Below are 24056 nucleotides of genomic sequence, written 5' to 3'. Positions count from 1 at the left end.
TCGGTGATGAAGACGTCATGGTCGGGCAGCAGGGCGCGCACGGTGTCGCGCAGCAGCGTCGAATGGTGGCCCGACAGCGGTGCGACCAGCAGGACGGTTGGCTGCGCCAGTGCGGCGGTCGCGGCGGCGCAGGCCGGACGCGAGGCGGCGCGGGCGGGGGTCGGGGCCGCGCAAGCGCAGGTGGTCGGCGCCCGTTCGGCAGTCGCCGTCGCGGCGGCGACCCTGGCGCGCATCGAGGCCGAGCTGGCTCAGGGAATGCTGGTTGCGCCGCGCGCCGGCCGCATCCAGTACCGCATTGCCGAACCTGGCGAAGTCCTGCCGGCCGGCGGCAAGGTGCTGAACCTGATCGACCTGACCGATGTCTACATGAGCTTTTTCGTGCCCGAGGCGGCTGCCGGCCGGCTCGCCCTCGGCGCCGAAGTGCGCCTGCGGCTCGACGCCGCCCCCGGCTTCGTGGTGCCGGCCGCGGTGACCTACGTCGCCAGCACGGCCCAGTTCACGCCGAAGTCGGTCGAGACCGCCAGCGAGCGCGAAAAGCTGATGTTCCGCGTCAAGGCCCAGGTCGACCGCGCGCTCCTCGAGCGTTATGCGAGGCACGTCAAGGCAGGGGTGCCCGGCGTCGCCTGGGTACGGCTCGATCCGCGCCAGCCCTGGCCACCGGAACTGGCCTTGCGGGGACCCCGATGAGGCGCGACAAGGCGGCGCCGCCGTGGGAAGACGCGCCAGCCGCGGCGCGTGTTGCCGGCCTGGTCCTGCGTTACCGGAAGGCGACCGCGCTCGACGGCGTTACGCTGACCCTGCCGGCCGGCGCCATGACCGGCCTGGTCGGCCCGGACGGCGTCGGCAAGTCGAGTCTGCTGGCGGTGCTGGCGGGCGCGCGCCGGGTGCGCCAGGGCACGGTGGAGGTGCTCGGCGGCGACATGCGGCGCCCGGGCTGGCGCAGGCAGGTCTGTCCGCGCATCGCCTACATGCCGCAGGGCCTGGGGCGCAACCTGTATCCGACATTGAGCGTCGAGGAAAACCTGCAGTTCTTCGGGCGCCTGTTCGGCCAGGAGGCAGAGGCGCGCCGCGCGCGCATCGATCTGCTGGCGCGCGCGACGGGCCTGATGCCCTTCCTGGGCCGGCCGGCCGGGCAGTTGTCCGGCGGGATGAAGCAGAAGTTGGGCTTATGCTGCGCCCTGATTCATGAGCCGGACTTATTAATCCTGGATGAGCCGACCACCGGCGTCGATCCGCTCGCGCGCGTGCAGTTCTGGGAACTGATCGGCGCACTGCGCGCAGCGCGCCCAGGGCTGACGGTGCTGGTGGCAACGGCTTACATGGACGAAGCCCGCGCGTTCGACCGCCTGGTCGCGCTCGACGGCGGCCGGATCCTGGCCGAAGGGACGCCGGACGAACTGCTGGCGCGCACCGGCAGCGCCAGCCTGGAACAGGCCTTCGTGGCGCTGCTGCCGCCGGCGCGCCGCAATCCCGCGTCCCCCGAAGCGCCCGCGGCGCCGGCACGGCGGGCGCGGGGCGAGGCGCCCGCGATCGAGGCGCGCGGCCTGTCGCGCGCTTTTGGCGACTTCGTCGCGGTGTAGGACGTCAGCTTTCGCATCGAACGCGGCGAGATCTTCGGCTTCATCGGTTCCAACGGCTGCGGCAAGACCACCACCATGAAAATGCTCACCGGCCTGCTGGCGCCCAGCAGCGGCGAGGCGCGCCTGTTCGGCCAGGCGCAGGCGCACCACGATCCGGCGGCGCGGCGCCGGGTCGGCTACATGTCGCAGGGCTTTTCCCTGTACGGGGAACTCACGGTGCGCCAGAACCTCCTGCTGCATGCGCGCCTGTTCGACCTGCCCGAGGCGCAGGCGGCCGCGCGCTGCGCGGCGCTGGCGCAACGCTTCGGCCTGGCCCCGATCCTTGACGCCGTCCCTGGCCGCCTGCCGCTCGGCATGCGCCAGCGCCTCTCGCTGGCGGTGGCGCTGGTGCACGGGCCCGAACTGCTGATCCTCGACGAGCCCACCTCCGGCGTCGACCCGGTCGCGCGCGACGGCTTCTGGAAACAGATGCTGCAACTGGCGCGCCGGGAAGGCGTCACGATCTTCATCTCGACCCACTTCATGAACGAAGCCGAGCGCTGCGACCGCGTGGCGCTGATGCATGCGGGCCGGGTGCTGGCCAGCGGCAGCCCGCAGGCGTTGTGCGCACAGCGGAGGGCGGCCAGCCTCGAGGACGCCTTCATCGGCTACCTGCGCGAGGCCGGCGCGCAAGGAGGGGCGGAGGGTGTCGCCGTCCATGCGCCAGGCTGGCCGCGCGCCGCCGGGACGGCCGGGCGGGCCGGGCGCGCCGCCTGGCTGATGCGCGCCGCCGCCTGCTGCTGGCGCGAGACGCTGGAATTGCTGCGCGACCCGATGCGCGCGGCGCTGGGGATGTTCGGTTCGCTGCTGCTGATGATCGTCATCGGCTACGGGATCGGCATAGACGTCGAAGACCTGCGCTACGCCGTGCTCGACCGCGACCAGACCGCGCTCAGCCGCGACTATGCGGCCGGCCTGGCGGGCTCGCGCTATTTCCTCGAACGGGCGCCGCTGTCCGGCTACGAGGAGCTCGACCGGCGCATGCGCGCAGGCGAACTGGCGCTGGCGATCGAGATCCCGCCCGGCTTCGCGCGCACAGTCGAGGCCGGGCGGCACGCCGAGATCGGCGCCTGGATCGACGGCGCCAATCCGATACGGGCGGAGACCGTCGGCGGCTACGTCGAAGGCCTGCACCGGCACTGGCTCGACAGCCGCCTGGCGCCCGCGGAAGCTGCGCGGGAGCGAGTGACGGTAGCGATCGAGACGCGCTTTCGCTACAACCCCGACGTGCGCAGCCTGCCGGCAATGGTGCCGGCCATCATCGCCATTCTCCTGCTGAACCTGCCTGCGATGCAGGCTGCGCTGGCGGTGGTGCGCGAAAAGGAACTCGGCTCGATCGTCAACCTGTACGTGACGCCCCTGCGCCGCAGCGAATTCTTGCTCGGCAAGCAGGCGCCGTATATCGCGCTGTCGATGGCCAACGCGGTGCTGATGAGCGTCGCCGCCGTGGTCCTGATGGACGTGCCGCTGCGCGGCAGCGTCGCGGCGCTGCTGGCGGCGGCCTTCCTGTACTGCATCTGCTCGACCGGGATCGGCCTGCTTGCCTCGAGTTTTACGCGCAGCCAGATCGGGGCCATCTTCTTCACCATGATCGGCACCATGCTGCCGGCGATCCAGTTCGCCGGGCTGATCCACCCGGTGACGGCGCTGCAGGGGGCGGGGCGGGCGATCGGCGAAGCCTATCCGGCCTCGCATATGCTGACGGTCGCGCGCGGCGTGTTCAGCAAGGCGCTCGGCTTTGCCGACCTGGCGCCGGACTTCCTCGCATTGCTGGCGGCCGTGCCGGTCATCCTGGGCCTGGCGATCGCGGCCCTGCCGCGCCAGGAGCGCTAGCCATGCCGACGGTTTCGCTGCGCAAGGTCTGGCGCCTCGGCATCAAGGAACTCTGGAGCCTGGTGCGCGACCCGGTGATGCTGGTGCTGATCGTGTACACCTTCACCGCCGGCGTGTATGTCGCGGCCACGGCCCAGCCCGATACGCTGAGCCGGGCCGCGCTGGCGATCGTCGACGAAGACGCCTCGCCGCTGTCGCTGCGCATCCGCGCCGCTTTCGCGCCGCCCCAGTTCATGCCGCCGGAATCGATATCGCTGGACACCGTCGACGCCATGCTGGACCGGGGCCGCGCCACCTTCGTGCTGGTGATCCCGGCCGGGTTCCAGCGCCGCGTGCTCGCCGGCCGCGACGCCACGCTGCAGCTGAACGTGGACGCCACGCGCATGAGCCAGGCTTTTACCGGGAGCGGCTACATCCGCGCGATCGCGCTGGGCGAGGTGGCCGCCTTCCTCGGGCCCGGCCGCGCGCCGGCGCCGCCGGTCGCCCTGGTGCTGCGCGCGCGCTTCAACCCGGCGCTCGCGCCGGCCTGGTTCGGCGGGCTGATGGAGATCGTCAACAACATCACCATGCTGTCGGTGATCTTGACCGGGGCGGCCCTGATCCGCGAACGCGAGCACGGCACCGTCGAACACCTGCTGGTAATGCCGGTCTCGGTGCCGGAGATCATGCTGGCCAAGCTGTGGCCGATGGCGGCGGTAGTGCTGCTGGCCGCGCTGGTGGCATTGCTGGGGATCTTGCGCGCGCTGCTGGGCGTGGGCGTGCAGGGCGCGCTGATGCTGTTCGTGGCCGGCGCCCTGGCTCACCTGTTCGCGACCTGCTCGCTGGGGATCCTGATGGCTACCGCCGCGCGCAGCATGCCGCAATTCGGGCTGCTGGTGATCCTGGCATTGCTGCCGCTGGAGATGCTGTCCGGCGCGAACACGCCGCGCGAAAGCATTCCCCCCGTCCTGCGCCAGCTGATGCTGCTGGCGCCGACCACCCATTTCGTCGAGCTGAGCCAGGCCGTCCTGTTCCGCGGCGCCGGGATCGACGCCGTCTGGCGCCCGCTGCTGGCCTTGCTGGCCATCGGCCTGGCCCTGTTCGGGATGGCGCTGGCGCGCTTCGCCAGGGCGATGCGTGGCGGCTGAACGCGGCTCAGTGTGCTGCCGGCGCGGCCGTGCGGACCGGCGTTGCGGGTGACGGCGGGGCGCCCGGCTGGCCCAGCAGCGCAGCCAGGGCGTGCGCGACCTGGCGTCCCAACGCCAGGTCGCCGCGTTCGACTTGCGCGGCGGTACGGTGCAGCGCGCACAGGATGGTGGCGTGCTCGGCAAGGCGTGGATGCAGGCAGGCCTCGCCGCGCAGCTCGAGCAATGCCTCCTCGTGGCGAAACGCGGCTTCCACCGCGGCGACGGCGTCGGGAAAGCGCCGTGCGAATTCGGCGTCCGGGCTGGCGCGTAGTGCGCCGATGCGATCGAGCAACTGTCTGCGGCGGTGACGCAGCGCCGCGCAGGCGGCCTCGGGTGGCATATCGATATGACGAAACTTCATGGCGCATCTCGGTGGTGCTGTCATAAAATGAGGCAGTGTCCGCGCCAGGGACCGGGAATCGTTTGATGCACATCAAAAATCGCCCGGCTTTGCGCAGCGGGCAGAAAAGGGGGCGCTCATGTTCATTGAAAAAATCCTCGTTGCAACCGACGGCTCGGACCTCGCCGTGCGCGCCGCACAGGTCGCTGCGCTGCTGGCCGCCAGCGGCGCGCGCCGCCTGCTTGCTTTCTCGGTCGCGCAGCCGCGCATGTCGCTGGCGGCCGATGCCATCGGCACCTGCGACGCCGGCGCCGAGTTGCGCCGCGCCCTCGCTGCCGCGCGTGCCCATGTCGACACCGTGGCCAGGCTGGCGCAGCAGGCAGGCCTGTCCTGCGAGACGCTCACCCGGATCTCCAGTTCGCCCGGACGCGAGATCGTGCGCGTGGCCCAGGAGCATCGCTGCGACCTGATCGTCATGGGGGCGCACGGCCCGGCCGATGCCAACCCGCTGCTGACCGGCAGCGTGGCCCAGCACGTGCTAGGGTGGTCGACGGTTCCCGTGCTGGTCCTGCGCGATCCCGGCGAGGCCGCCCCGCCCGAGTTTGCCGAGACCGTTGCGCCCTGAGGGACGTTTCGGGCGTCAAGCGGCGCGCCTTGATCCACGTCATATTCCGACCCATCGTCGATCCTACGATGAACAAGCATCGGCCACAAAACAGGGCCGCATCGCCGTTCCCGTTCAACCTGGAGGACACCATGGCCAGCAACCTGACCCGTTACGATCCCATCCGCGAGATCATGCGCTTCGATCCGTTCAGCAGCGTCGAGGACTTCCTGCGCGGGTTTCCGATGGCTTCCGCCGTGCGCAGCACCGATGCCGCGCGCGCCATCCGCGTCGATGTCACCGAGACCGAGCAGGCCTACACCGTCAAGGCCGACATGCCGGGGCTCCGGAAGGAAGACATCAAGATCTCGATTGACGGCAATCGCGTCTCGATCAACGCGACCATGCAGGAGGAAAAGCAAGAAAACGCCGGCGGCACCCTGTACAGCGAGCGCGTGAGCGGCGCGCAATACCGCAGCTTCAGCCTGCCGCAGGACGTCGACGACACGAAGACCGAGGCCAAATACCAGGATGGCGTGCTGCACCTCACCTTGCCGAAAAAGGCGGGCACGGCGCACAAGCAGATCACCGTGCAGTAAGACAGGCGGCTGCCCGGAGAGGGAGCCATGACCGCTGCGTCGATGAGGGCGATGCTGCTCGACGCCCCGGGGCAGCCCTTGCGGCCGGTGCGACTGCCGGTCCCGCGCCCGTCGGGCAGCGACATCCTCGTGCGCGTGTCGGCCTGCGCCGTCTGCCGCACCGACCTGCACATCGTCGACGGCGACCTGGCGCCGCACCTGCTGCCGCTGGTGCCGGGCCACGAGATCGTCGGCGTGGTGGCTGGAAGCGGTCCGCGGGCGCACCGCTTCGCCATCGGCACCCGGGTCGGCGTGCCCTGGCTTGCAGGCACGTGCCGGGCTTGCCCATACTGCACCGGTGGCCGCGAGAACCTGTGCGAGCGCGCCCGCTTCACCGGCTATGACCGCCATGGCGGTTTCGCCGAATACACGCTGGCCGACGAACGCTACTGTTTTGCGCTCCCCCCAGCCTACGACGACATCCATGCGGCACCGCTCCTGTGTGCCGGCCTGATCGGCTACCGCGCCTACGCCATGGCCGGTGATGCGCGCCGGCTCGGCCTGTACGGCTTCGGCGCCGCCGCGCACCTCTTGACCCAGCTGGCGCTGCGCCAGGGGCGCGAGGTGTTCGCCTTCACGCGCCCGGGCGATACCCGCGCGCAGGCGTTCGCGCTGCGCCTGGGCGCGCGCTGGGCCGGTTCCGCCGACGCGGCGGCGCCGCAACTCCTGGACGCGGCCATCCTGTTCGCCCCGGCCGGCGAGCTGCTGCCGCTGGCGCTGGCCGCCACCGCGCGTGGCGGCACCGTGGTCTGCGCCGGCATCCACATGAGCGACATCCCGTCCTTCCCCTACGCGCTGCTGTGGGGCGAGCGCAGCGTGCGCTGGGTGGCGAACCTGACGCGTGCCGACGGCGAAGCCTGGTTCCGCGCCATCGCCGGCGCCGAGGTGGCGACCACCGTCGTGCCCTACGCGCTGGCGGCGGCCAACGAAGCGCTGGCCGACCTGCGCGCGGGCCGGATCGACGGGGCCGCCGTGCTGGTGTGAAGGTTCACGCGGGCTGGTATTTTCTATTGTGAAGGGAGGACCAATCATGTTCAAGTCGATACTGGTGCCCACCGATGGATCCCCGGTGGCGGAAAAGGTCTTCGGGCCGGCAATCGAGACGGCCAGGGCGAATGGCGGGAAAATCGTCGGTATTTCTGTCGCGCGTCGTTATGCGCACGCCAGGCCGACGGAAGGTTCGGCAATACTCGATTTCAGTAAGGAATACGAGCAGGAGTCACTGCTCCGAGCCCGGCAGCACGTGCTGAAACTCGCCGACGAGGCACGCAGGCAAGGCGTTCCGTGCGAGACAATCACGCCATGTTCCGGGGATGCGGCCGGCGAAATCGTCGCCGCTGCCCGGCAATTCGGGTGCGACGTGGTTTTCATCGCGTCTCACGGGCGTCGCGGCATCAGCAAGATTTTCCTGGGCAGCGAGACCCAGCGTGTTCTGGCAGACTCGCCCGTTCCTGTCCTTGTGTTTCGTTGATCCGCTGGCCACGCCCCCACGGATGCCAGCCCGGCTCCGCCTGCCGCCGGATGCAGATGCGGCGTCGGGCCGTACACCCGATCCCTTTTCCGACCCAGGCCAGGCGCATCCACTCGACAAGGAGAGGAAGTCATGCAGAAATTTCGCTCTATTTTGTTCGTCAGCGAAGGTGTGACCGACGATTCGGAGGCACTATCGCAGGCGCTCAGGATCGCCCACGCCAATCAAGGAGAATTGAAAGCCCTGGTCGTCTGCCCCGAGTTTCCTGAAGACCTGGCGAAATACAGGAAAAAGTATGAAGCCTCGCTTGCCCAAGGGCTCAATGCATCGATCCAGACCGCGCGCAAGACGACCACGGTCAGCGAAACGGACATCCCTGTCACGATCGAAGTGGAAATCGGCAACACGCCATCCGAACGCATGATTCGCCATGTGCTGAAACATGCGCATGACCTGCTGATCAAGGAGGCGGAATACAGGGAAGCCGGCAAGGGAGAAGCCGGCCAGGAAGCGCATAAGGGCTTCCGGGCAGTGGACATGGAATTGCTGCGTAAATGCCCTTGCCCGGTGTGGCTGAGCCGTCCGATCGCCAGGGACTGGAAGGACATCAACGTTGCCGTTGCGATCGATCCACAAGATATAGAACCCGAAGGGCGTGACCTGTCGCTCCGTTTGCTTCAGCTATCGCGCTCGCTTGCAGACACCTGTAACGGCGAATTGAACCTCGTCTCCTGCTGGGATTACCCATTCGAAGACTATTTGCGCAACAGTCCATGGGTCAAGATGCAGGATGAGGAATTGCTGCAGGCAGTCGTCGGCGCCCAACATCAGCATCGCGCCGCCCTGAACAAGCTTGTCAGGAAGTCCGGCATTGGTGGAAACCTCCACATTCACCATGCGCGCGGAGCGCCCGACCAGATGATCCCGCAATTCGTCAAGAGCAGCAATATCGACATCCTCGTGATGGGAACGGTAGCGCGCACAGGCATCGCGGGTTTTATCATTGGAAACACTGCGGAAAACGTGGTAGGCACCCTTGAATGTACGCTGCTGGCCTTGAAACCGAACGGCTTCGTCTCTCCAGTGAAGGCGTACTGATCGCGGAGACTGACCGTGAACGACCGAACACCGCAAGAATCGGCGGCAGCCTGGCACACGCTGACGGCGGATGAGGCCCTCATGCGGGTTCGTACATCCGCATCCGGACTGAGCCGTCACGAGGCGCAGGCGCGGCTTGCCAGCCATGGTCCCAACCGGCTCCCGGAGGCGGCCAGGCGCAGCCCGCTCATCCGCTTTCTGCTGCAATTCCATAACATCCTCATTTATGTGCTGCTTGCCAGCGCCGCCATCACGGTGGCGCTCGGTCACCTGGTCGATACCGGCGTCATTCTCGCGGTCGTGGTCGCCAACGCCATCATCGGCTTCATCCAGGAGGGCAAGGCGGAAAAGGCGATGGACGCCATTCGCCACATGCTCGCTCCCCGCGCCAATGTGATGCGCGACGGCGAGCGCACCAGCATCGACGGCGCGGACCTGGTGCCGGGCGACATCGTCCTGCTGGAATCAGGCGACAAGGTACCAGCCGACCTGCGCCTGCTCGGGGCACATGGCTTGTCGGTGCAGGAAGCGATTCTGACCGGCGAATCGGTCCCGGTCGAGAAGCTTGTGGCGCCTGTCGCGCAGGACGCGCCGCTGGGCGACCGTCACTGCATGGGGTTTTCCGGAACCCTGGTGACGAGCGGGCAGGGCAGCGGCGTCGTGGTGGCGACCGGAAGCGGCACCGAGATCGGCCGCATCAGCGGAATGCTCGCACAGGTCGAGACCTTGACGACGCCGCTGGTGGCGCAGATGGGCGTGTTTTCCAGATGGCTGACCATCCTGATCCTGCTGGTCGCGGCCGTGCTGCTGGCCTACGGCCATGTCGTCGGCCACCACGATTTCAACGAGATGTTCATGGCGGTGGTCGGGCTGTCGGTGGCCGCCATTCCCGAGGGGCTGCCTGCCGTACTCACCATCACGCTGTCCTTGGGCGTGCAGGCCATGGCGCGGCGCAATGCGATCGTGCGCCGTTTGCCTGCGATCGAAACCCTGGGGTCCGTTTCCGTCATCTGCACCGACAAGACCGGGACGCTCACGCTTAACGAAATGATGGTGGCGACGGTGCTCACGCAGCGGCACATGTTCGCACTCGAAGGAACGGGATACGCGCCCAGTGGGCTGCTCAGGCTGGGCGAGGTGCAGGTCGCTCCGTCCGAACATGCGGTGCTGGAGCTGCTTGCCCGCGCGGCCGTGCTGTGCAACGACGCGGTGCTGCGCGAGAGCGAGGGCGTGTGGCAGATGGAAGGCGACCCCATGGAAGGCGCCCTGCTGAGCTTTGCAGGAAAAATGGAGATGGACGCCCGCCCGGAGCGTGCGCTATGGACACGCACGGATGTGATTCCCTTCGATGCCCGGCACCGCTACATGGCGACGCTCAATCATTATCATGAGCACGGTCATGAGCGGCGGGCATGCGTGTTCGTGAAAGGTGCGCCGGAGCGGATTCTTGCCCTGTGCCGCCAGCAGCTCGACTCGGACGGCAAACCGGCGCCGCTCGACGCCGGGTACTGGCATGCACAGTCGGAAATCATTGCCGCCATGGGCCAGCGGGTGCTGGCCTTTGCCTTGAAATCCGTCCAGCCCGGCCATGCCGTGCTGGCACATGCGGATCTGGAAGGCGCGCTGACCTTGCTTGGCCTGGTCGGGATGATCGATCCGCCGCGTCTTGAGGCGGTCGAGGCGGTGGCGGAGTGCCGCAGGGCAGGTATCCGTGTCAAGATGATTACCGGAGACCATGCGAAAACAGCTGCCGCGATCGCCAGGCAGATCGGCTTGCAGAACCCGGATACGGTGCTGACCGGCGCGGAACTCGACGGCATGAACGATGGCGTCTTGCGGCAGGCGGCACTCGATTGCGATATCTTCGCGCGCACGAGTCCCGAGCACAAATTGCGTCTGGTCATGGCACTGCAAGCCCACGGCATGACTGTCGCCATGACCGGCGATGGCGTCAACGACGCACCGGCGCTCAAGCGCGCCGATGCGGGTATCGCGATGGGCAAAAAGGGCAGCGAAGCCGCCAAGGAGGCGGCCGAACTGGTGCTGGCGGACGATAATTTTGCGTCCATCGTCGCGGCCGTGCGCGAAGGACGCACGGTGTACGACAACATCAGGAAGATCATCAGCTGGACCTTGCCGACGAATGCGGGAGAAGCGATGACGATCATCGTGGCCTTGCTGTTCGGCATGACCTTGCCGGTGACGCCCATCCAGATACTATGGATCAACCTGATCACGGCGATCACGCTCGGTATCGCCCTGGCGTTCGAGCCGACCGAGGACAACACCATGCGCCGCCCGCCGCGCGCGCGCAACGAGCCGCTGCTGGGCGCGCCGCTGGTCTGGCATATCGTGCTGGTGGCGCTGCTGTTCCTGGCCGGCGTCTATGGCATCTTTTCCTATGCACTGGACCGCGGCTACGGACTGGACCTGGCGCGCACCATGGCGCTCAACACGCTGGTCGTCATGGAAATCTTCCACCTGTTTTTCATCCGGAATATCTACGGGACCTCGCTGACCTGGAAGGCCGTGCGCGGCACGAAAGTCGTATGGACGGTCGTCGCCATCATTACCGTTGCGCAGTTCGGCATCACCTACATGCCGTCCTTGCAAACGATATTTGCGACCGTCTCCATTCCTTTCCTGGATGGGGTATTGATCATCGGGATCGGTGCGGCCCTATTTGCGATCATCGAAGCGGAAAAACAGGTCCGCCTGCGGCTGCGCGCCATCAACGGTCCGATGAGAAGCAGAGATGCCCGATCTTAGCTTCCTGCACGCATCGCAGTTTGATGAACTGACGGCGCTGCTCGCACTGGCTGCAATCGTCGGCTATATCGGTTTGCTGCTGCGCCAGCCGATGATCGTGTGCTTCATCGCGGTAGGCGTGCTGGCTGGACAATCCGTACTCGGGATCGTGCAGTCGCATGAGCATATCGCGCTGCTGGCCGAGCTGGGCGTGGCGGTGCTGCTCTTCCTCGTCGGGCTCAAGCTCGATCTCAAGCTGGTGCGAACCCTCGGCACCGTGGCGCTGGCGACAGGGCTGGGCCAGGTATTGTTCACCTCCGCCATCGGTTTCCTGATCGGACTGGCCCTGGGGCTCGACAGCGTCACATCGCTCTACGTTGCGGTGGCGCTCACCTTCTCGAGCACCATCATCATCGTCAAGCTCCTGTCCGACAAAAGAGAAGTCGATTCCCTGCACGGGCGAATCGCCATCGGCTTTCTGATCGTGCAGGATATAGTGGTCGTGTTCGCCATGCTGCTACTTTCCGCTTTCGGCATGGGCGCCCAGGCCGGCGGCGACAGCGGCACCTGGACGCGGGTGGGCCGGGTACTGGTCTACGGACTCGTCATGCTGGTCCTGGTCGGCATGTTCATCCGGTATGTCGCGACTGCGCTGGTCAGCCGGATCGCACGCTCGCCCGAGCTGCTCATCATCTTCGCCATCGCCTGGGCAGCCTTGCTGGCCGCGCTCGGCAGCCATTTCGGGTTCAGCAAGGAACTGGGCGGCTTGCTCGCCGGGATCTCGCTCGCCTCGACCCCGTTTCGGGAAGCGATCGTGGCGCGGCTGTCCTCGTTGCGCGACTTCCTCCTGCTGTTCTTCTTCATCGCGCTCGGTTCGCAGCTCGAGCTTGGGCTGCTGGGCACGCAGGTCGGTCCCGCGATCGTGTTTTCCCTGTTCGTGCTGATCGGAAATCCCCTGATTGTCCTGGCCATCATGGGCTACATGGGCTACCGCAAGCGCACCGGGTTTCTTGCGGGCCTGACCGTCGCGCAGATCAGCGAGTTCTCGCTCATCTTCATGGCGATGGGAATGGCGATCGGCCATGTCGATGCCCGGGCGCTGGGCCTGGTGACGCTGGTTGGCCTGATCACGATTGCGCTTTCCGTCTACATGATCACCTATTCGCATACGCTGTACCGCTGGCTGGAGCCGGTCCTGTCCGTGTTCGAACGCAAGGTGCCGGCCCGGGAAGAAGCGGCCGGCGCGCATGCGCCGGAGAGCGCAGCCTACGATGTCATCCTGTTCGGGCTTGGACGCTATGGTTCCGCCATCGCGCAAGAGCTGCGCAAGGACAAGGCCAGCGTGCTGGCGGTGGACTTCAACCCCGACGAGCTGCGCCGCTGGCACGCCGCCGGGTACGACGTGGCGTACGCCGACGCCTGCGACGAGGAATCGGTGGGCTCGCTGCCGCTCAAGTCGGTGAAATGGGTCGTGGCCGCCATGCCGCAACACGACCTTGGCCTCTCCCATGAGGATCCCCGCCTCATGCTGATCGGTGCGCTGAAACGGCAGGGCTATACGGGCCGGATCGCCGTTTCCACGCAGCAGGAAAAAGAGTGGGAACTGCTGAGATCGCAGGGCGCCGATATCGTGTTTCTGCCGTTCCACGACGCGGCCGAGCGCGCGGTCGAACGCTTGCGCGAGGCGCCATCGTGACTTTTTTCCTGCATCGGGCTGCCTGGGGGCGGCCTCAGGCCCGGACCACCGTGACGCGTGCGAAACGCAGGTTGTCGAACACCTTGATGCGGCCTTTGATGGGCCACCAGTCGTACAGGAATATCTGGATGGGGCGCCACATGGCGACCCATCCGATGATGAGCAGGCTTTCGCGCACGATGGACCTGGCGGGACCGGTCATGACCACGCTCGCGGCGTCGGCGAGCAGCAGGCATGCGCAGACGAAGGCCAGCCCGATCGCCAGGCTGGTACGGCCCTGGCGCAGCAGTTGCCGCAGTTCCGAGCGCGCCAGTTCGGTCTTGTAGCCGTAATAGTTGTGGATGGCTTCGGAGAGCAATTCGCCGGCTTCGGCCGGGGAATCGAGCTGTTCCACGCGGATGGCCAGGTGCAGCCGGCTTTCGTGAGGCAAGGCCAGCGCCCAGCTTTCGATGAACGCCTCGCAGGTCCGGTCCAGGTCCTTGTTCAGGAATGGCGCGGGATCGAGCGAATTGAAGAGTTGATGGATCTCGCGGACGTGCAGCTCGAGGGTGCGTACGGGATGGGGGCCAATGTGCATGCTTGAAGCGTACTGCAGTCGTACGGTGGGCGCCAGTACCCGTTGGAGCCGGCCTCACTCGTCAGGCCTGGACGCCGCGGCGCGCGCCAGCGCGTGCGACGCGATCGGCACCGTTGCGGCGAGCAGCGCCACCAGTGCGCCGATCCTGATCCACCACGCGGGCGCCGGCTGCAGCACGGCCAGCCCGGCCAGCATGACGCCGAGCGCCAGCGTCGCCGCCTTGGTTGCCGCATGTTGCCGCGACAGGGCATCCGGCAGCCGCAGCAGGCCGAGCGCCGCTACCGCGAGCAATGCCGCGCCGAGAATCGTCAACGTCCATCCGAGGGCGGTCATGGCGCATCCTCTTCCGGCGCGCCGGCGCGCAGCGCGTAGGCCCAGCAGACAGTGGCAAGGAACGCGATCAGGGCAAAGCCGAGCGCGACGTCCAGGAAGGCCGTGTGCCCGGTACGCACGGCGGCCACCAGGCAGGCCGCAAGGGCGCAGGCGCTGAGGAGGTCCAGGGCCACCAGCTTGTTCGCCGTCCCCGGCAGCCGCCGCAAGGCCTCCATCACCAGCAGCAGCGCGACCCCGAGAAATACTTCGGCCAGTATCGTCATGACGCTTCCTCCTGCGCGAACAGCACGCGTACGGCAGCTTCGAACAGCAAACGGATTTCCTGCAGCGTTGCCTGCGCGGCGGCGCTCCCGGCATCGAGCAGGTGCAGGCGCATCCATCCCGCCCCGGCGTCGACATCGACCGCCGTGCTTCCGGGCGTGAGGCAGATCAGGCAGGCGAGCATGGTGGTGGCGCCGGGCCCCATCGGTTCGAAGCGGTACTCGACGAAACCCGGTGCGAAGGCGCGCGCGGGGCGCAGGATGCGCCAGGATATCTGCCAGCCCGAACGCGCAATGGCGGCGAACAGGCGCCACAGGATCAGGATGCCGGCGCCGATGCGTCTCATGGTGCAGCCCCGGGTGAGGCGCCGATCGTGCCGGCGGCCGCGTACAGGAAATCGATGAGCGGGCCCGGCATCAGGCCCATGGCCAACGCCAGCAGCGACAGCGTGCCGCAGGCAACCCACGCGCCCGGTCGCTGGGCGGCAGGCAGCGCGGGGGGCGACGCAGGAAGCGGCGCCGGGTGCGGCTTCCAGAACGCCTCGATCCAGATTTTGGCCATCGACAGCAGGGTCAATCCTCCGGTACACAGGGCCAGCGCCGTCCACAGGTAGCGTTCCTGGCCGAAGCCTTCGCGCAGGATGAGCAGCTTGGCCCAGAAGCCCGACAGCGGCGGAATCCCGACCAGTGCGGCCGCGCCCAGGCCGAACAGGACGGCCAGCGCCGGATCGCTGCGCATCAAGGCGCCGATCCGGCGCAGGTCGTGGTGGCCGCCGCGGCGGGCGATCATGCCGGCGATCAGGTACAGGTTGGCCTTGACCAGGATATGGTGGATGCTGAAGAACAGGGCCGCCGCGATCCCGGCGGCGCCCCCGAGCGCCGCCGCCAGCAGGATGTAGCCCATCTGGCTGACGCTGTGGAAAGCCAGGATGCGGCGCAGGTCGTAGTGGTACACCGCGCCCATCACGCCCGCGACCATGGTGGCCGCCGCGATCCATCCCAGGATCGTGGTATAGGCCGGCGCGCCGCCCGGGAAGATCTCGTAGAGGACGCGCAGCAACGCATAGGCGCCGACCTTGGTGGTCGAAGCCGTGAACAGCGCCAGCACCGACGGCGGCAGCACCGGGTAAGCGGCCGGCAGCCAGAACAGGACGGGAAAGGCGCCGGCCTTGACGAGCAGGCCGGCGATCAGCAGCGCCCCCAGCAGCAGGGCGAGCGGATCGTCGCCGCGCCCGGCCAGCGCAGCACCCAGCGCCTCGTAGTTGAGCTGGCCGGTCAGGCCGTACAGGCCGGCCACCGCGGCCAGCAGCAGCACCGTGCCGAACAGGTTGAGCACCAGGTACTTGAAACCCGCCTCCAGCTGCGCCGGACGGCGCCCGGCGACGATGAGCCCGAGGGCCGCGACCAGCATCACTTCGAACCAGACGTACAGGTTGAACAGGTCGGCGGTGGCGTAGGCCCCGCCGGCCCCGGCCAGCAGGCCGTGCGCCAGCGGCAGGCCGAGCGGCGTGGCCAGCGCCCCGCCGCGGCCCGGGTAGACCAGCACGGCAACGGCCAGCACGGCGGTCACGGTGAGCATCAGGGCGGCGGCGCGGTCGATGCGGAACGCGATCGCGAAGGGCGCTGCCCACTCGCCGAAGCGCGCCGTCGCGACGAGGCCGCCGCTGGCGCCGTGCAGCAGCACGGCGCAGCACAGCAGGAGCAACAATCCGCCCGCCATGCTGGCTGCACGCTGGCGGCGCGGCCACCGGGCCAGCGCAACCGTCAGCGCGGCCGTGCACAGCGGCACCAGCACCGGCGCGGCGACGAGTGCGGCGTTCATGGCAGCTCCCCGGGTGTGCCGTCGGGACGCGGCGGCGGTTCGGCCTGTTCCAGCGTATCGGCATCGGCGCGGCTGTCGTGCGCGGCCAGCGCCAGCGCCAGGGCGATGCCGAAGCACGCAAAGGCGAATCCGATCACGATCGCCGTCAGTACCAGCGCCTGCGGCACCGGGTTGGCCAGCGCCGCCGGCGCCCCCGCACCGGCTACGATGAGTGGCGGCATGGCCTGACCCAGCCGGCCGGCGGCGAAGACGAACAGGTTGACCGCCGAACCGAGCAGGGCCAGTCCCACCACGATCGACACCAGGTCGCGCGAGCTTGCCAGGTACACGCCGGCCGCCGCCACCACGACCACGCTTGCCGCAAGTGCCCATTCGATCATCGCACGGTCTCCAGCAGGCGCAGGCAGAATCCGCCCAGCGCGCCCCACACGCACAACGCCACGCCGAGGTCGAACAGCATCACGGTCGAGACCTTGAGCGCCAGGTCTCCCATGGCAAGCTCGCCCCACCAGTGGGTGAGGAAGGCCTGCCCGAGCGCCAGGGCGGGCAGGCCGCTGGCCGCCGCCAGGGCCAGCCCGAGGGCGCTCAGGCCAAGCGGCCCGAACGGCAAGCGGGCGCGCGCGGCCGCCGCGCCGAATACCAGGGCGCGGGCGGCGGTCGCCGCCACCGCCACCAGGGCGGCGACGAAGCCGCCTCCGGGCGCATTGTGTCCGCGCAGCAGCAGCCACAGGGCCGCGCCCAGCATGATCCAGTAGAGGAAGGAAACGGTGGTTTCCAGCACGATCGAGCGCTCGGCAGTCATCGGCCTGTTCTCCCGGAAGGCAGGCGGCGCGCCAGCGGCCACACCGCCAGGGCCGCCAGCATGACCACCGCAATCTCGCCGAGCGTATCGAGCGCGCGAAAGTCGACGATGATGACGTTGACCACGTTGCGCCCATGCGCCTGCGGCACGCTCTGCGCGAGGAAATAGTCGGCCATGGCGCTGTCGAGCGGCCGGCCGGACAACGCCAGCAGCACGGCGCCGAGCAGCAGGCCGAAGGCCAGCGCGACGCCGGCCCGCCAGGCGCCGCTGGTCCCGGCCCCGGCGCCGGTGCCCTGGCGCTGGCGATAGCGCCGCACCGCGACGGCGGCCAGCACCACGAACACGGTCTCCACCGCAAGCTGGGTCAGGGCCAGGTCGGGTGCGCCGCGGAACACGAACACGATGGCGCTGCCGGCGCCGACCGCGCCGGCGCCGAGCAGGCGCCCGAGCGTGTCGTGCGCCCGAACGGCGAGGCAGGCGCCGAGGATGGCGGTGACGCATCCGACCAGCACGCCGGCGCCGTCGGCAGAAAACGCGACGGGCGGCGCGAAGCGCAAGCCGACCGCCCAGGGCGCCGCCAGCAGCACCGTGGCGGCGACGGTGACGCCGAGATAGCGGCTCAGGCGCCGCGCCTGCAGGCCGCGCGCCAGCACGCCGGCGCCGCGCTGCAGGCCATGCAAAGCCGCGCCATAGACGGCGGCAGGCCCGTCGAGGAAGCGCAGCCGGCCGAGGATCAGGGACAGGCGATTCCACCCGACGTAGACGAGCGCACCGGCCGCCCACACGGCGGCGAAGCTCTCGAGGCGCAGCAGCCAGTCGGTTTCCAGGGAAGCGTCGGCGCGCGCCAGCGCCGGGGAAATCATCCGCGCCGCGTCCGACAGCAGCGGTGCGGCCAGCCCGGGGAAAAGCCCCAGCAGAATGCCGATGGCGGCCAGCACCAGCGGCGGCAGCACGAGCCGCCATCCGCCCTCGTGCGGCGCATGGCCCGCCGGGTGGGCCGGGGAGCCGAAGAAGATGCGCACCGCGGCCACGCTGGCGACGGCCACGCCGACCGTGCTCACCAGCAGGCTGGCGCCCTCGACCAGCCAGAGCACCTCGCTCACTTCCTTGGCGGCCTTGATGCTGTCCTTGGCGACGAAGCCGACCGTTGCCGGCAGCCCGGCCATCGACACCCCCGCCAGCAGGGCCGCCAGCGCGCTGGCCGGCATCCCGTGGCGCAGTCCGCGCAGGCGGTCGATCAGGCGCGTCCCGGTGGCATGGTCGACGTTGCCGGCCACGAAGAACAGGGGCGCCTTGTACAGCGCATGGGCCATCAGCAGGGCGGCAAAGGCCAGCGCGCCCAGTTCGTTGGGCAGGCCGATGAGCACGGTCAGCGTGCCCAGCGTGGACACGGTGGACCAGGCCAGGATGCGCTTCAGGTCGCGCTCGCGCGGCGCCTGCACGGCGCCCCATACGGCCGTCAGGGTGCCGATCGACAGCAGCGTCGCCTCCCACCACAACACCGCGCCCATGGCCTCGTCGAAACGCGCCATGACATACACACCGAGGTTCACCATCGTCGCCGAATGCAGGTAGGCCGAGACCGGCGTCGGCGCGGCCATCGCGCCCGGCAGCCAGAAATGAAAGGGAAACTGCGCCGACTTGGTCATGGCGCCGGCCAGCGCCAGTGCCGCCCCGGCCTGGAAGCGGGGATCGGCCAGCACGGCGGGGTCGAGGTGCGCCAGGTCGGTCAGGCGCAGCCCGGGCGCGGCCAGCAGGATCAGGACGAAGCCGCCAAGCAGCGCCAGGCCGCCGGCGCCGGTCACGAGCAGCGCCTGGCGCGCGCTGTCGCGGCTGTCCTGGCTGCCGTGCTCGAAGCCCACCAGCAGGAAGGACAGCACGCTGGTCGCCTCCCAGAACAGCAGCAACAGCAGCAGGTCGTCCGCCAGGATCGCCCCCGCCATGGCCAGGCTGAAGGCGATCAGCAGGCCCATCAGTTGGCCGAGCCGGGCGTGGCCGCGCAGGTAACCGGGGGCGTAGGCGAGCACGGCCGCGCCCACGCCGAGGACCAGCAGCAGGAACAGGCGTGCCAGGCCATCGGCGGCGAATCCCAGCTGGACGCCGAGCGGCTCCACCCACGACACGGACCAGCTCGCGGGTTCGCCCGGCAGGGCGGCCACCGCCGGCAGCAGCGCCAGCGGCGCCAGCCAGGCCCAGCGGATCCATGCCGCCTGCGATGCCTCCGGGAGTACTGCATGCGCCATGTCGGTTTCCTGTCGGGTTCCTTGCCGGGATGGCGTTTCAGGCGGCGCGCCGTCCGTGCCGCCGTTCCTGCCGCCGTTTTTGGAACTCGCGCCACGCAACGACCGCCAGGGTGACGGCGACCAGCGGCAGCACCGCCGTCATCATGACGGCACTGTACGGGCGCAAGGCGTCGTGCTGCTGGGCAGCGAGCAGCACATACGCCATGTAGGCCGCATACGCTGCCAGGAACAGGACGCCTTCCCAGCGATCGATCAGGTTCCTGGTAAAGAAGATGGGCAGGCAGGCGAGCGCCACGGCGACCATGACGGGCAGGTCGAATGCGAGTACCGCGGGCGCGACCTGTATCCCGGCGGGGCTGACCAGCGAGGACAGGCCCAGCACCCCGAGGATATTGAAGACATTGCTTCCCACTACGTTACCGACGGCGATATCGCGCTGGCCCCGCACTGCGGCGACGATCGAGGTGGCTACCTCGGGCAGCGAGGTGCCGGCGGCGACGATGGTCAAACCAATCACCAGCTCGCTCACCCCAAGGTACTGCGCGAAGCCGACCGCCGCATTCACCAGCCAGGTGGCGCCCAGTACCAGCGCGCCGAGCCCGGCCACGATCAGGAGCAGCTGCACCGGCAGCCGGCTCTCCCAGCCCGTCGACACATTCGGCGCGGCGTCCGGCTGGCCCGCATTGCCACCCTGGCCCTGGCGCCGCGACTGGTAGACCAGGAACGCGGTATAACCGAGCAACACCGACACCAGCAAGGCGCCGTCGGCGCGGCCGATGCCCCCGTCCAGAGCCAGTGCGAGCAGCAGCAGCGAGACACCGATCATGACCGGCACTTCCTGGCGTATCAGCTGGCGCGCCACCAGCAAGGGCACGATCAGGGCGGATACCCCGAGGATGAGGAGGATGTTGAAGATATTGCTGCCCACGACATTGCCCAGGGCCAGATCGGCGCGCCCGGAGGCGGCCGACTGGACGCTGACGGCCAGCTCGGGCGAACTGGTGCCGAATGCGACCACGGTGAGGCCGACCACGAGCGGGGAAATGCCAACCGAGAGGGCGAGGCGGGAAGCGCCGCGCACCAGGGCCTCGGCTCCGACGACGAGGAGCACCAGGCCAAGCACGAACAAGAGTACATTCATCGTTGCGTCTCCTTCCCCGCTGGGCTTGTCAATGCCCGATGGGGGGCGCGGACTGCCACCGGCGAATGGCGCGCGCCACGGCCACTACGTGTCGCTTTGCCGTCGATTATAGGCGTCCTGGCCATGCCGGGCCACTTCATGGCCGCCTCCCGTCAATGCGCGCGGCGCGCCGGGGGGCGGGCGCCTCGGGACGGCGGAACCAGCGCCGCGCGGCCCGATTGAGCAGCAGGTGTTCGCGTTCGTCGAGCACGCCGTCGGCGCGCACGATGCCCTGCATGGCCCTGAACACGCAAAGCCGCAGCAGCGGATCGGCGATTTCGTCCAGCACGCGGTCGAGCGTGGCGCCATCGATCTCGACATGGCCGTCCGGATGCGGCGCGGCCCGCAGCAGCTCGCCGCACAGTTCGTGGACCGCGCGCTCGAAGGTGTCGGCGTCGACCCCGGCCTGTTCCAGGACCGGGGCGCCGTCGAGCGCACGCAGCTCGGACGGGCTCAGGTAACCGTCCACGATCATGGACAGGGCCAGGATGCGCGCCAGCGCGTCGGGACTGTCGGTGGCATGGCTTTTCATTGCGGATCTCCTCGAAAGTGGCGGTACCAGCTCACTGTAGGCACTGCAAATGCGAAAGTAAAATCGATTAAACTCACCGAACCCTCAACTTTTCCTGAGGTATCGACGTGCTCAACTATAAACACCTGCATTACTTCCACGCCGTGGCGACCGACGGCACGGTGGCAGGGGCGGCGCAACGCCTGCACGTGTCGGCGCAGGCGGTCAGCATGCAGGTCCAGCTGCTCGAGGAACAGGTGGGCGAAGCGCTGTTTCGCAAGCAGGGCCGCCGGCTGGCGCTGACCGAGGCCGGCAAGACGGTGCTGCACTATGCCGACCGCATCTTCGATCTCGGGAACGAACTCGAGCAGGCGGCGCGGCGCGGCGCGCTGGCCGGCCAGGAAACGCTGCGTGTGGGAATCTGCGACATCATTCCGAAAACGATGGCCTATCGCCTGCTGCAGCCGGCGCGCGAGGCCGGCCTGGCCATGCACCTGATCTGCCGCGAGGGACGCTTCGAGGATCTCGTTTCGGAACTCGTCCTCCACCAGCTCGATCTCGTGATTGCCGACCGTGCGCTCGCGCCGGGCGGCGCGCTGCGCGGCTACAGCCGCCTGCTGGGGGCGAGCGAGCTGGCCGTCCTCGGCCACCCGGACCTGGCCCGTGCCTGGCCTGGAACGTTCCCCTGGCGCCTGCAGGATGCGCCGTTCCTGCTGCCGGGCGCGCAGGCATCGGTCCAGGGCCAGCTGCGCGCCTGGTTCGATGCGCATGCGCTGCGGCCGATCGTCGTCGGCGAGTTCGACGACGGGGCGCTGCTGAAATCGTTTGCGCGTGCCGGCGCCGGTTTCATCGCGACCCCGGCGGTGCTGGCCGAGCCGGTCTGCGACGAGTACGGGCTCGCCGAGCTGGGCCGCATTCCCTCGATCGTCGAGCAGTACTACGCGGTATCGGTGGAGCGCCGCCAGGACCATCCGGCCCTGCGCCGGATCCTTGACGGTGCTGCTGGCGTGTTCGGATGAGGATCGTCAGGTGTGCAACATCGGTTTGCGCCACGTCAGATAACCCAGATTGACTCCGAACCGACATGTCCCTTCGTTGTCTCTTTCCGATTCGAGTACGTCAACATAGCCAAAGAGGGGGCACCATGAACAACTTCCGCACCAAACGCCCGGTTCTGCGCAGGCAAGTCCTGGCAGTACTGTCGGCACCGCTCATCATGGCGGCAAGCAGCCAGGGCGGCGCCGCCGGCCAGGACGCGCAACCGGACGAAACGCGACAGCGCCACCTTCCTGGCGCTGTACAGGTGTACAGCGTGATCAACGTCGGGCCGGATGACCTCGGCGCCTACCTCAACGAGCGTGGGGAGGCGGCTTTTTCCTCGTTCGTCTACTACAACAGCAGTTTTTTCGACGGCGAACGCGCGCATGAACTGGGTTCCCTCGACGATATCCTGATCCGGGGATTGAACAACCGGGGCACGATCACCGGCGTGACGCAGGACGACGCGCTGCCGTTCAGCAACCCGCGCGCGTTTTCCTGGACGCTGGCCAGCGGCCTGCGCATGTTGCCGGGCCTCGGCGCCTTCCCGTCCGACATCAACGACCGTAACCAGATCGTCGGACAGGGACCGGAGGTGAACACGACAGGACGGGCGGTGCGATGGGACGCCGACGGGCGCATCCGGCCGCTGGGACCGACGCCGCCCTCGCAATCGAATGCCCATGCGATCAACAACCGCGGCCTGGCAGGCGGATTCGCCGACGTCACCGTCAACGGCCGGGTGCAGGCGGTGCTGTGGGACGCGGCCGGCAGGCAGACCGGCCTCGGCTCGCTCGGCGGTACCTATGCCTCTGTCGATTTCGTGAACGAACGCGGGGAGGCGGCGGGGCAGGTCTTCGACGAAGAAAACGCGCCGGGGCGTTCCTTCTTCTGGAGCGCCCGTTCCGGCATGGTTCCACTTACGGCGGCTGCGCCGAACTGGCTGTCCGTCTCGGACCTGAACGAACACGGCAATATAGCCGGCGTCGTATTCGACCGCGCCGACCCGGCCATCCGGCGCGCCGCATTCCGGTGGTCGCGGGCGCGCGGTCTGGAATGGCTCACACCGGCGCCCGCTCCCGGCATGACTACGGATGTGACGGACCTGAATAACCGGAACCAGATGGTCGGCTCGATCGGGGCGCCCGGTAGCGGCGAGCGCGCGGTGCGCTGGGACTGGTCGGGCGCACCGGTCGACCTGAACAGGCTCCTGTACCGTCCACCGGCGGGCCTGGTGCTGCACTCGGGCAGGGCGATCAATGACGCCGGAACCATTCTCGCCTATTCCTCCGCCGGCCTGGTCATGCTGCGGCCCGGCACCCGCGGTACGGATGCGCCGGTACTCGGGCCGATCACGGGACTGGCCAACCGGGCCGACGTGGGTCAGGAAGCACTGGTCACGGTGGGATTCGTCGACAGCGCACCGGGCCAGACCCACAGCGCCGCCGTGAGCTGGAGCGACGGCTGCAACTCGCCCCATCCGCTGGTACGGGAATCGCGCGGGGTCGGCGAGGTCAACGCGCGGCACCGCTTCTGCACCCCAGGCATGTTCGACGTCAGGGTGCGGGTAATCGATTCCGGCGGCCGGGCGACCAGCGTGGCCACCCTGTACATCGTCGAGGACCCGGCGCTGCCGGCCATCAGCGGGCAGGGGATGCTGGGCCGTGACGGCCAGGCGGCAGGTGCCACGCAAGCGGTCCGCTTCGCGCTATGGGCACCGCTTGCGCGCGACGGCGCGCGTCCCGCAAGCGCAACGGCGGCGAATCGTCCTTTGCTCAGGCTGGCTGGCCCCTTCCAGTTCGTGAGCGACGACGTGGTCGCGGTGCGGCAAAATGGCAGGCATGTGCGCCTGGAGGGAACCGGGCGCTTCAACGGACGTGCCGGGTATCGATTCCTGGCAGAGGGTGGCGACGGCGCTCCTGGCACGACGGCGAGCAATGACTGGCTGCATGTGCGCATCAGCCACCTGGATCCCTCCGGAACCGAAGTCACCGACTATGACAGCGGCACCGGGACTGGCGCCGCACGAGCCGTCCTGGCCGATGGGGAGCTTACTATCCGCAATTGAATCATGTCG

The 24056-nt window shown here is 68.5% G+C and carries 22 protein-coding genes and 2 pseudogenes; 12 read left to right on the top strand and 12 right to left on the bottom strand.

Annotated features, from left to right (window positions below; translation table 11 throughout):
- Nucleotides 1–125 (bottom strand): annotated as a pseudogene (locus tag AC56LG_RS17680) (polyhydroxyalkanoate depolymerase); the annotation flags it as partial.
- 130 nt (nt 126–255) lie between these two features.
- Here AC56LG_RS17680 and AC56LG_RS17675 point away from each other — a divergent pair.
- The 3 genes and pseudogenes from AC56LG_RS17675 (at nt 256) to AC56LG_RS17665 (ending at nt 4579) form a co-directional block, all read left to right on the top strand.
- Nucleotides 256–687 carry an HlyD family secretion protein gene (locus AC56LG_RS17675; protein ID WP_497167372.1) on the top strand — a complete coding sequence of 144 codons (432 nt, stop codon included), beginning with the start codon at nt 256–258 and terminating at the stop codon, nt 685–687.
- Nucleotides 684–3452, top strand: a pseudogene (rbbA, locus tag AC56LG_RS17670) (ribosome-associated ATPase/putative transporter RbbA). The gene AC56LG_RS17675 and the pseudogene rbbA overlap by 4 nt, the downstream one beginning before the upstream one ends.
- Nucleotides 3453–3454: 2 nt before the next feature.
- Nucleotides 3455–4579: an ABC transporter permease gene (locus tag AC56LG_RS17665; protein WP_497167371.1), complete on the top strand. Its 1125-nt coding sequence runs from the start codon at nt 3455–3457 to the stop codon at nt 4577–4579.
- 7 nt (nt 4580–4586) lie between these two features.
- Here the strand turns inward: AC56LG_RS17665 and AC56LG_RS17660 are convergent, their stop codons facing one another.
- A complete protein-coding gene (locus AC56LG_RS17660) occupies nt 4587–4979 on the bottom strand; it encodes a hypothetical protein (protein WP_497167370.1) in 393 nt (130 codons plus the stop codon).
- Nucleotides 4980–5097: 118 nt separating this feature from the next.
- On the opposite strand from AC56LG_RS17660, the gene AC56LG_RS17655 reads away from it, so the two are divergent.
- The 7 genes from AC56LG_RS17655 to AC56LG_RS17625 all read left to right on the top strand — a co-directional run bounded on the left by AC56LG_RS17655 (nt 5098) and on the right by AC56LG_RS17625 (nt 13213).
- The gene (locus tag AC56LG_RS17655; protein WP_497167369.1) at nt 5098–5583 is read left to right on the top strand and encodes a universal stress protein; all 486 of its coding nucleotides are present in this window, start codon (nt 5098–5100) and stop codon (nt 5581–5583) included.
- 131 nt (nt 5584–5714) lie between these two features.
- Nucleotides 5715–6161: an Hsp20/alpha crystallin family protein gene (locus AC56LG_RS17650; protein ID WP_497167368.1), complete on the top strand. Its 447-nt coding sequence runs from the start codon at nt 5715–5717 to the stop codon at nt 6159–6161.
- Nucleotides 6162–6203: 42 nt separating this feature from the next.
- Nucleotides 6204–7184 carry a zinc-dependent alcohol dehydrogenase family protein gene (locus tag AC56LG_RS17645; protein ID WP_497167383.1) on the top strand — a complete coding sequence of 327 codons (981 nt, stop codon included), beginning with the start codon at nt 6204–6206 and terminating at the stop codon, nt 7182–7184.
- Between the two features lie 46 nt (nt 7185–7230).
- A complete protein-coding gene (locus AC56LG_RS17640) occupies nt 7231–7671 on the top strand; it encodes a universal stress protein (protein WP_497167367.1) in 441 nt (146 codons plus the stop codon).
- Between the two features lie 132 nt (nt 7672–7803).
- Nucleotides 7804–8769 (top strand): universal stress protein, encoded by a 966-nt coding sequence (locus AC56LG_RS17635; RefSeq protein ID WP_497167366.1) that lies wholly within the window; start codon nt 7804–7806, stop codon nt 8767–8769.
- 15 nt (nt 8770–8784) lie between these two features.
- On the top strand, nt 8785–11538 hold the full coding sequence (locus AC56LG_RS17630) for a cation-transporting P-type ATPase (RefSeq protein WP_497167365.1): 2754 nt from the start codon (nt 8785–8787) through the stop codon (nt 11536–11538).
- A complete protein-coding gene (locus AC56LG_RS17625) occupies nt 11525–13213 on the top strand; it encodes a cation:proton antiporter (protein WP_497167364.1) in 1689 nt (562 codons plus the stop codon). Before AC56LG_RS17630 ends, AC56LG_RS17625 begins: the two co-directional genes overlap by 14 nt.
- A 34-nt stretch (nt 13214–13247) precedes the next feature.
- On the opposite strand, the gene AC56LG_RS17620 is transcribed toward AC56LG_RS17625, so the two are convergent.
- The 10 genes from AC56LG_RS17620 to AC56LG_RS17575 all read right to left on the bottom strand — a co-directional run bounded on the left by AC56LG_RS17620 (nt 13248) and on the right by AC56LG_RS17575 (nt 20962).
- Nucleotides 13248–13790, bottom strand: coding sequence for a hypothetical protein (locus AC56LG_RS17620; protein ID WP_497167363.1), 543 nt, complete (start codon nt 13788–13790; stop codon nt 13248–13250).
- A gap of 54 nt (nt 13791–13844) precedes the next feature.
- Nucleotides 13845–14123 (bottom strand): monovalent cation/H(+) antiporter subunit G, encoded by a 279-nt coding sequence (locus AC56LG_RS17615; RefSeq protein ID WP_497167362.1) that lies wholly within the window; start codon nt 14121–14123, stop codon nt 13845–13847.
- Nucleotides 14120–14386: an MrpF/PhaF family protein gene (locus AC56LG_RS17610; RefSeq protein WP_497167361.1), complete on the bottom strand. Its 267-nt coding sequence runs from the start codon at nt 14384–14386 to the stop codon at nt 14120–14122. The genes AC56LG_RS17615 and AC56LG_RS17610 overlap by 4 nt, the downstream gene beginning before the upstream one ends.
- Nucleotides 14383–14730, bottom strand: coding sequence for a Na+/H+ antiporter subunit E (locus AC56LG_RS17605; protein ID WP_497167360.1), 348 nt, complete (start codon nt 14728–14730; stop codon nt 14383–14385). The genes AC56LG_RS17610 and AC56LG_RS17605 overlap by 4 nt, the downstream gene beginning before the upstream one ends.
- Nucleotides 14727–16205, bottom strand: coding sequence for a complex I subunit 5 family protein (locus AC56LG_RS17600; RefSeq protein ID WP_497167359.1), 1479 nt, complete (start codon nt 16203–16205; stop codon nt 14727–14729). The genes AC56LG_RS17605 and AC56LG_RS17600 overlap by 4 nt, the downstream gene beginning before the upstream one ends.
- Complete coding sequence (locus tag AC56LG_RS17595; RefSeq protein ID WP_497167358.1) at nt 16202–16585, bottom strand: sodium:proton antiporter; 384 nt, start codon at nt 16583–16585, stop codon at nt 16202–16204. The genes AC56LG_RS17600 and AC56LG_RS17595 overlap by 4 nt, the downstream gene beginning before the upstream one ends.
- Nucleotides 16582–17007, bottom strand: a complete 426-nt coding sequence (locus AC56LG_RS17590; RefSeq protein ID WP_497167357.1) for an MnhB domain-containing protein — start codon at nt 17005–17007, stop codon at nt 16582–16584. Before AC56LG_RS17590 ends, AC56LG_RS17595 begins: the two co-directional genes overlap by 4 nt.
- Nucleotides 17004–19250: a hydrogen gas-evolving membrane-bound hydrogenase subunit E gene (gene mbhE / locus AC56LG_RS17585; protein WP_497167356.1), complete on the bottom strand. Its 2247-nt coding sequence runs from the start codon at nt 19248–19250 to the stop codon at nt 17004–17006. Before mbhE ends, AC56LG_RS17590 begins: the two co-directional genes overlap by 4 nt.
- Nucleotides 19251–19287: 37 nt before the next feature.
- Nucleotides 19288–20391 (bottom strand): calcium/sodium antiporter, encoded by a 1104-nt coding sequence (locus tag AC56LG_RS17580; RefSeq protein WP_497167355.1) that lies wholly within the window; start codon nt 20389–20391, stop codon nt 19288–19290.
- Nucleotides 20392–20527: 136 nt separating this feature from the next.
- Nucleotides 20528–20962 carry a tellurite resistance TerB family protein gene (locus tag AC56LG_RS17575; protein ID WP_497167354.1) on the bottom strand — a complete coding sequence of 145 codons (435 nt, stop codon included), beginning with the start codon at nt 20960–20962 and terminating at the stop codon, nt 20528–20530.
- 107 nt (nt 20963–21069) lie between these two features.
- Here AC56LG_RS17575 and AC56LG_RS17570 point away from each other — a divergent pair, with 107 nt between their 5' ends.
- The gene (locus AC56LG_RS17570) at nt 21070–21960 is read left to right on the top strand and encodes a LysR family transcriptional regulator (protein WP_497167353.1); all 891 of its coding nucleotides are present in this window, start codon (nt 21070–21072) and stop codon (nt 21958–21960) included.
- A 125-nt stretch (nt 21961–22085) separates the two neighbouring features.
- Nucleotides 22086–24047 carry a hypothetical protein gene (locus AC56LG_RS17565; RefSeq protein ID WP_497167352.1) on the top strand — a complete coding sequence of 654 codons (1962 nt, stop codon included), beginning with the start codon at nt 22086–22088 and terminating at the stop codon, nt 24045–24047.
- Nucleotides 24048–24056: the final 9 nt, after the last annotated feature.

This window comes from Telluria sp. ZB2R32 (assembly GCF_059685715.1).
This window is presented reverse-complemented; position numbering and strand designations above follow the sequence as displayed.

Bases quoted from the DNA above. Each gene is read 5' to 3' on its own strand.
- AC56LG_RS17675 (WP_497167372.1), top strand. From the start codon at position 256: ATGCTGGTTGCGCCGCGCGCCGGCCGCATCCAGTACCGCATTGCCGAA.
- AC56LG_RS17665 (WP_497167371.1), top strand. From the start codon at position 3,455: ATGCCGACGGTTTCGCTGCGCAAGGTCTGGCGCCTCGGCATCAAGGAA.
- AC56LG_RS17660 (WP_497167370.1), bottom strand. From the start codon at position 4,979: ATGAAGTTTCGTCATATCGATATGCCACCCGAGGCCGCCTGCGCGGCG.
- AC56LG_RS17655 (WP_497167369.1), top strand. From the start codon at position 5,098: ATGTTCATTGAAAAAATCCTCGTTGCAACCGACGGCTCGGACCTCGCC.
- AC56LG_RS17650 (WP_497167368.1), top strand. From the start codon at position 5,715: ATGGCCAGCAACCTGACCCGTTACGATCCCATCCGCGAGATCATGCGC.
- AC56LG_RS17645 (WP_497167383.1), top strand. From the start codon at position 6,204: ATGAGGGCGATGCTGCTCGACGCCCCGGGGCAGCCCTTGCGGCCGGTG.
- AC56LG_RS17640 (WP_497167367.1), top strand. From the start codon at position 7,231: ATGTTCAAGTCGATACTGGTGCCCACCGATGGATCCCCGGTGGCGGAA.
- AC56LG_RS17635 (WP_497167366.1), top strand. From the start codon at position 7,804: ATGCAGAAATTTCGCTCTATTTTGTTCGTCAGCGAAGGTGTGACCGAC.
- AC56LG_RS17625 (WP_497167364.1), top strand. From the start codon at position 11,525: ATGCCCGATCTTAGCTTCCTGCACGCATCGCAGTTTGATGAACTGACG.
- AC56LG_RS17620 (WP_497167363.1), bottom strand. From the start codon at position 13,790: ATGCACATTGGCCCCCATCCCGTACGCACCCTCGAGCTGCACGTCCGC.
- AC56LG_RS17615 (WP_497167362.1), bottom strand. From the start codon at position 14,123: ATGACCGCCCTCGGATGGACGTTGACGATTCTCGGCGCGGCATTGCTC.
- AC56LG_RS17610 (WP_497167361.1), bottom strand. From the start codon at position 14,386: ATGACGATACTGGCCGAAGTATTTCTCGGGGTCGCGCTGCTGCTGGTG.
- AC56LG_RS17605 (WP_497167360.1), bottom strand. From the start codon at position 14,730: ATGAGACGCATCGGCGCCGGCATCCTGATCCTGTGGCGCCTGTTCGCC.
- AC56LG_RS17600 (WP_497167359.1), bottom strand. From the start codon at position 16,205: ATGAACGCCGCACTCGTCGCCGCGCCGGTGCTGGTGCCGCTGTGCACG.
- AC56LG_RS17595 (WP_497167358.1), bottom strand. From the start codon at position 16,585: ATGATCGAATGGGCACTTGCGGCAAGCGTGGTCGTGGTGGCGGCGGCC.
- AC56LG_RS17590 (WP_497167357.1), bottom strand. From the start codon at position 17,007: ATGACTGCCGAGCGCTCGATCGTGCTGGAAACCACCGTTTCCTTCCTC.
- mbhE (WP_497167356.1), bottom strand. From the start codon at position 19,250: ATGGCGCATGCAGTACTCCCGGAGGCATCGCAGGCGGCATGGATCCGC.
- AC56LG_RS17580 (WP_497167355.1), bottom strand. From the start codon at position 20,391: ATGAATGTACTCTTGTTCGTGCTTGGCCTGGTGCTCCTCGTCGTCGGA.
- AC56LG_RS17575 (WP_497167354.1), bottom strand. From the start codon at position 20,962: ATGAAAAGCCATGCCACCGACAGTCCCGACGCGCTGGCGCGCATCCTG.
- AC56LG_RS17565 (WP_497167352.1), top strand. From the start codon at position 22,086: ATGAACAACTTCCGCACCAAACGCCCGGTTCTGCGCAGGCAAGTCCTG.